Below are 6,549 nucleotides of genomic sequence, written 5' to 3'. Positions count from 1 at the left end.
TACAATTATGAGTTAGCTTTCAGGTCTAAAATTCAAAACCTTTAATTATAACATAGATTTTTTTTGCAAGAGGTCTAATGAAGTCATTCAAGTTTGTGCAAAATTATGCCCTTCGTCAGCTTTCGCCGCTTTAAGTCGTTGGCGCGATCGAGATGTAGGATGGTTCGAGGGTCAACTTCTTGCTGTGGCTCGTGAAGCTGTGCGTTCTAAGATTATTGAACCATCAGTTGGTTGGTCGCTATCTGCATTTTTCTGGGACTATGATGGATATGATGAGTTTGTAGCGCTCTGTACAGAGACTGAATCTGATAAGACTCGTCGCCAGTACATCTTGGATACTGCTGTTCGAGATTTAAGGTTGAATGAGGCTTCCGAGAACATCTGGCATAACCTTAAAAGAGTTAGCGAGAAATTTTCACTACAGAATAAAGACATTCAACAAGTTTTAGATTTTTATGCCGAACATCCACAAAGAAGCGATCGAGAGAAAGCTAGTCAAATCTCTCAGATTGCCGAGCGAAAAGAATCAATAAGTATTGATTGGAAAGAGTTTTTTGGCGATATAAAATTGACTAAAAGCATGGAAATAAGTGCTGCGATAGATCGCTTTAATGCCTTGCCTCACCCACGTTCTCATGAAGTTTTTTGGCAGGAAGTCTTTAAGAGAATACCTGAAAGTCAAGCGAGTGAAATGCTTTTAGCATTACCTAATGTTGAAAAGGCTGATTTATATGATATGGAATATGCTTTATCTAATTTTCCAGATACATATCGTCATAAAATAAGCGTCAAAAAATCGTGGGACAAGGTTCTTTCATCGATCGCTCAGCGTTTTGCATATAAATTCACAAATTCTTATCGAAGACAGGATTTTTTTGAAAAAATTAAACCTGATGATAGTGTACTTTCTTCAATTTATAAAGCAGTTATTCAAGGACTCTCAGAATCTTGTAATCTAGTTGATGCAAGCGCACTTTTTGGCTTCTCCGAAATTGTATCATCATTCATCTCACCTCAAGAGGCAGACGAGCTGCTTGAGTTTGCACTTTCTCGCTTTGAAATACAGATTGACCGAGAGTATGCCGATGGTCATTGGGATAAGTGGCTGCTCCCCCCTGACAACATTTCAGGTGCATTTACTGGTTTTATTTGGGCTGCACTAGGTTCACCTCGTTCTGCCGTGCGATGGCAAGCTGCACATTGCGTCCGAAGGCTTGCAGAAGCGAGTTGCGATCGCGAAATTGACGGCTTAATCGAATGGATGAAGAGAGATTGTGTCAATGCTTTTGGCAGTCATGTATTTCCTTTTTATAATCTCCACGCAAGATTATATTTGTTGATAGCTTTAGCACGTATAGCAATAGACAGTCCCGAAAAGTTAAGACGACATCACTCTGTCTTTGCAGACCTTGCGCTTGATGGTTTACCCCATATACTCATCCAGAAATTTGCAGCCGAGATCGCTCTATCTATTGAAGCTGCTTTTCCAGAAACTTATGACAGTGGTGTGACTGAAAAACTTCGCCAAGTAGGCATTAGCCAAATGCCAGTAAAAGAAATTGACGGATATAAAGAAAATTCTGAAGAAACCCCTTGGCATAATAGAGGTGAGGTCGATCTCAATTTGAAACTTCACTTTAGTTGGGACTTCGAGCGCTACTGGTTCGAGCCTCTGGGAAGAGTGTTCGGCATTCCAGGAAATCAAGTCGAGGAACTGGCACGTGAAGTTGTTAAAGAATGGAATATTGAAATCAAGGATGAGTCCATTCACGATCCACGTGAGAACCTGTGGCATTCTCACCGTTATGAACGAGAAACATCGCATAGTCAGGGAAGTTACCCTCGTACTGATGACTATAGTTTCTATATTTCTTACCATGCGATGCTTAGTGTCGCTGCAAAGTTATTGTTAGAGATGCCTGTCAGTCATGAATATAATTGGTGTGATGATGAATGGAATGATTGGCTTCAAAGACATACATTGACTCGCTTTGATGGTCAATGGTTAGCAGATGGAAGAGATGCCGCCCCTTTAGAGCGACGCTCTTGGTTGCTAGAAAAGACAACAGAAAATTGGCGGCAGGAGTTAAAACCCGATGATTTTCTCGATTGTTTATTAACCCAACGGAACAGAAAAACTTGGTTAAATGTTCGTGGGTCTTGGAGCGATAATGACAACCAACGCCAGGAAAATATTTATATTGCAAGTGTGCTTGTTTCACAAGACACCTCACAATCTCTATTAAATGCCCTAAGCAGTTGCCTCAATCCTCACGATTTTAAGCTGCCTGCTTATCAAGAAGAGGGCATGGAATTTAACGAATCTCCCTTTGAATTGCAGGGGTGGATTTGTAGAAGCTCAGAAAATGAGGGAATTGATGTTGCCGATCCCCATGCAGGTAAGATTAACTATCCGCCTTATAAAATTGCTGATTCAATCGTTGAGCGACTCAGACTTTCTGTAGACTTAGAGCAACGAAATTGGTATATTCCAAATACATCTGAAGAATCATTGGTCTGTGATCTCTGGAAGTTATCTGATAAATATAATCAAGAAGAAGTACCTAGACATGGAATACGAATGAGTGCATCACTAGAGTTCCTCAAGATACTCTGTTCTACTCTCGATCGCGATCTCATCGTTGAAGTACAGATTCAGCGTCGTTTTTGTAGGTCTTCATATTACACTAGGAGCAATGATGACGGAGAATATTCAACCCCAAATAGCAAAATTTATATCCTCTCAGCAGATGGTAAGCTCAGAGATACAGGAACGTGCTATCAGCTTAGGTAAGGCTCTTGTTCGGGAGCTTGAACTTGAACCTGGCGTCGATACACTTTCACGGTGGATGGCACATTATATTGCTGAGCAAATTGCGATCGCAGAGAATGCGACAGACAATGCAAAAGTTGAAGCCGAACAGCGCTGCTTTAATACAATTCTTAAACTTTGGGAGCGCCGCTCATCATTACCAAATGATAGATATCCTTTTAAGAGTTTTGAACCGATTTTTAATACTCTGAATAGACTCGATCCCGATAACTCTCGATCGCACTACTTTGATAACTCTCATTTTCATAAAACAGAAAGTGAATCCTCTGAAGAGCAAACTAATGAGGTTCAATTATGGATAAACATGGCACTCTCAATTGATGTTGCTGCACGTGTCTTGGTCGATTTTGCACTCAGGCAAGCTGCTTGCAATGCAGTAGAAGAAAAAACTGCTGTTTGGATTGAAAAATCCACAAATATTTCTGATAATAAATATGACGATATCTCCCTAATTGTCGATCTGCTTGGAGAACCTCAAGAAGGCGAACTCGAAGAAAAAGTTCGCGAACGCAAACGTCATGAATTAAGTTCAAAAATTGAACAACTAGATATGTTTATAGAGTTTAGCCAGTTACTGCGTGATGAACTGAGTGAAAATCTTGAGAATGCCTCAGACAAAGATTCCTGTATAGATGCCTAACGCTGACCACCCGTGCCTAACTCCTAAAATATCTAATGAACCCCTCCAGCACCAGCACCAGGTTTCACCTTTTTAAAACCCAAAACTGCAATCCCACTTAACAGCAAAGCAATCCCCACAAAGTAAAAACAATCGTTAAAAGCCATTACATAAGCTTCGTGGAACTCGATCGCTCTGCTGCTATTGCGTTAAATTCATGTTAGCCATTGGTATAACCTCGGGTTTTAGATTTTTTCACCGCTGATGTAGACAGATTAACCTTTTTTGATACCACAGATGGGGGAAATGGAGCATCTGAAGAAATCGGGAAGCAGTTACCGTTATTCGCTGCTAAAGCCATGTCTCTAGCCTTAAATTGCGAGTGTTCTGACGGGTGCCCTAAATGCTTGATTCAGATTGGCTGTCCGCAACAAAACCAGGGACTGCACAAGAAAGTTGGTCTGTTTCTGCTTGAAGCAATAGCTACAAATTCTTCAATAAATTGTCCGGTTCCGATTCCTCAGAAAAATTCATGATATCCCAATCAATGTCATCATCGGGGAACAGGGATAATTGCCCCGGCGATACGTTGGACTGACCGCGGTTGTGGTAGGACAGGTGACACGCGGTACACAGAGCGATTAAGTTCTCTGGGCGGTTGTCCTCCGGTATCCGATTGCGATGGTGCACCGCCAAAGTTAAAGCACACCGTTCAGATTTGGTTAAGCCGCTTTGTTTGCCGGGTCGGATTTTACCGGGTCGGAGGCATTGTTGATTGCACTTTGCACAGCGCCAGCCCGCGTTTTCTTTCACCGAGAGCGCAATCTGTTGCCAATTGTCGGGATACCTCTTTGGTTTAGGCATAGCGGTAAAAGCTCATCTTTTCAAAATATGGCGATCGCTCTGTTATCGAAGTGAAAGTAAATTCTAAGTTGTCAGCAGTCAATGTCAACTTCAACGCTTTCTTGATTCTCCCACAGGAATTCTGCCAATAAGCGAAAATCTTCAACGGTGGGCTTATAGCTGGCAAGCTACTTCCCATGCTTCACTTAAAGCAGTCCATCCTTCGGGAGTATTGGGTTTTTGGCGCACCAGGGTGAGGAAATTGGTTTTGATGCGGGCTTCTGATGCGTTAATCCCCGATTTTACCAGTTGTAGTTCAAATGATGGATGGTTGCTGCTACTATGATGGGATTGAAGATAGCATCACAAATGAACTTGTCGCTGCTGGAGTACCTAAAGATCGTATCCTCCTCGCCTTTCATCCTCCCCAAGTCCGAGAGCATACTGGATATGCGATCGCATAGTGTATGGAAAGCAAGCATTCCGTAATGGCGATCGCACTTGGGGATACAGGTGCGATCAGTACCTGTGTAACCATCGTACTCCCTAGTATTCGCAGGAAAAGCGTCCTTCTTCGCCGTTGCTCTGTACTTATATGGCCGTCAGGATACTGCTAGAGGTAGACCTTTTCCCCTTATCCTAAATTATTTAATGGTTTTTTAAGTGGATAGGGACTGTTTTATCTGCATTAAAGTACGCAGAATATCTGGAGAAAGAGCATCTTCTAAAACCAGTTGATAGTCTTTATGGCTTAATGGTTCAGTATGCGAAGCCTGATTCCGAATTCGATTAATACGTTTCCAGGCATCGAAGACATGAGAAGGTAGAGGTTTCTGTAAACAGCGTGATACAACTGTGTCAAAAAAATCTGGAGAATGAGTTGGCATTGCCTTAATGACATATAAAGCATCTCCCAACGGAAGAAAACGATGTCTCACTACTCGCGGATAGTGCCGATCGCGTTGATTGATATCCTTATGATTTCCTTTACCAGTATGAACTCTTCCCCTTACCCTTAAGTTTGGATCGTATCGCGCAAAAAATTCAGGCATAGTTACATTAGACGCAGCACGAGCAGCTTGGATGACTGACAAATTAATTTCAAGTTCAAATGCTTTCCAGGCACCCTGCGCGCCGGGTGTAAAATCTACCGAATTAAAGTGTCTCTTTTTTGGAGCATTCACCGGAACTTGGCTCGGACGCTGAGTTGAAAGTTGAGTTGGATTTAGGAAGTCGCTAAATCGATCTATGTCCAGTTCCAAGAAGCTACCAACTCTTAACGCTGTCTTGAGCATTACCACAGACTCTTCGTCGAGCAATTCTGTAAATGGAATATCACGTTCAGCTTCCAAGAAGTTTCTCAAGACTTGCATGGCCACGGTTGCTGGAGCTACTAGCCTCCCCGTCACGTCTTCTAGAATCTGATCGATTGCGGAAATTGCCAAGGATAACTCTTCATCCCTTCTCATTTGACGGAGTTGGTCAAGGATATTGGCAACTAACTCTAACTCTTTATGGACAATACGACTATATTCCCTGACATCAAATTTCTCACTGCCCCGTGGAGTACCAAGCACCTCGTAAAATTGGCTAAACCGATCACGTAGTCCCTCGCTTGGAGGATGATACTCTGCTTCAACACCAATCAAATCACTTAAAGTTTGATAAATATGATCGATATTTGGCTGTCCCCATTCTCTTGCCAGTCGAGTTAGGGCTTCAAGTTGTCGCTCTAGATTGCACACCGATGTAGGAAATATAACACGCTCCCCTGTCCATAAGTTTGTTCCCACAACAATAGATGGTAAAGAACTCCAGGCGATTCCGAATAGTCTTGCAATCTCCGCTATGAGTACACGGTCGTCGTAAGAAAAACCTGCCTGACCTATGTGTCCTTGATATTCTCGCCACCACTCCCAATTGCTGGCAGCATCTATCCAGTCTTCGGGTGGATCGAGTACAGCAAAAAAGGCAACGTCATCACCTGTTAATTGATCGAGATTAAGAAAAATTTCTCTAAAGGCTTCAACAAATCTAAGATCATTAGGAGAAAACAGGACGGCAACTTGAATTGGAAAACGAGCAAAGTATTTCTGTCCACTTGTGCCTTGCTTAAAGATATTTGACTTTAGTGGAACTCCCATATTTTCGATCTCATCATTATTATAATTTTTAAAATCGTTTAGCGCGTATTCTCTCACTCTCTTAGCGTCTATCCTTAAACATACGCTGTTCTGAAGGTGTTCCCACCCCA

5 protein-coding genes and 1 pseudogene are annotated in these 6,549 nt (G+C 42.2%); 4 read left to right on the top strand and 2 right to left on the bottom strand.

What is annotated here, in order from left to right; genetic code table 11:
* Positions 1-184 precede the first annotated feature (184 nt).
* The 3 genes and pseudogenes from QUA54_RS27755 to QUA54_RS27745 all read left to right on the top strand — a co-directional run.
* Entirely contained in the window at positions 185-2,794 is a 2,610-nt protein-coding gene (locus QUA54_RS27755; RefSeq protein WP_333417522.1) for a hypothetical protein, read from the top strand.
* Positions 2,751-3,473: a hypothetical protein gene (locus QUA54_RS27750; protein WP_333185130.1), complete on the top strand. Its 723-nt coding sequence runs from the start codon at positions 2,751-2,753 to the stop codon at positions 3,471-3,473. Before QUA54_RS27755 ends, QUA54_RS27750 begins: the two co-directional genes overlap by 44 nt.
* 257 nt (positions 3,474-3,730) lie before the next feature.
* Positions 3,731-3,988: pseudogene (locus tag QUA54_RS27745) on the top strand (Zn-binding domain-containing protein); the annotation flags it as partial.
* On the opposite strand, the gene QUA54_RS27740 reads toward QUA54_RS27745, so the two are convergent.
* Positions 3,936-4,316 (bottom strand): HNH endonuclease, encoded by a 381-nt coding sequence (locus tag QUA54_RS27740; protein WP_333417520.1) that lies wholly within the window; start codon positions 4,314-4,316, stop codon positions 3,936-3,938. The pseudogene QUA54_RS27745 and the gene QUA54_RS27740 overlap by 53 nt on opposite strands.
* 299 nt (positions 4,317-4,615) lie before the next feature.
* Between QUA54_RS27740 and QUA54_RS27735 the strand changes: the two genes are divergently transcribed.
* Positions 4,616-4,759, top strand: a complete 144-nt coding sequence (locus QUA54_RS27735) for an element excision factor XisI family protein (protein WP_445301595.1) — start codon at positions 4,616-4,618, stop codon at positions 4,757-4,759.
* 195 nt (positions 4,760-4,954) lie between these two features.
* Here QUA54_RS27735 and QUA54_RS27730 read toward each other — a convergent pair whose 3' ends face one another.
* Complete coding sequence (locus tag QUA54_RS27730) at positions 4,955-6,496, bottom strand: hypothetical protein (protein ID WP_333417518.1); 1,542 nt, start codon at positions 6,494-6,496, stop codon at positions 4,955-4,957.
* Between the last annotated feature and the right edge of the window lie 53 nt (positions 6,497-6,549).

This window comes from Microcoleus sp. MOSTC5, assembly GCF_036701825.1.
GTDB classification, from domain to species: domain Bacteria; phylum Cyanobacteriota; class Cyanobacteriia; order Cyanobacteriales; family Microcoleaceae; genus Microcoleus; species Microcoleus asticus.
Note: the sequence above shows the minus strand (reverse complement) of the source record. Positions and strands in the feature narration are given on the sequence as shown.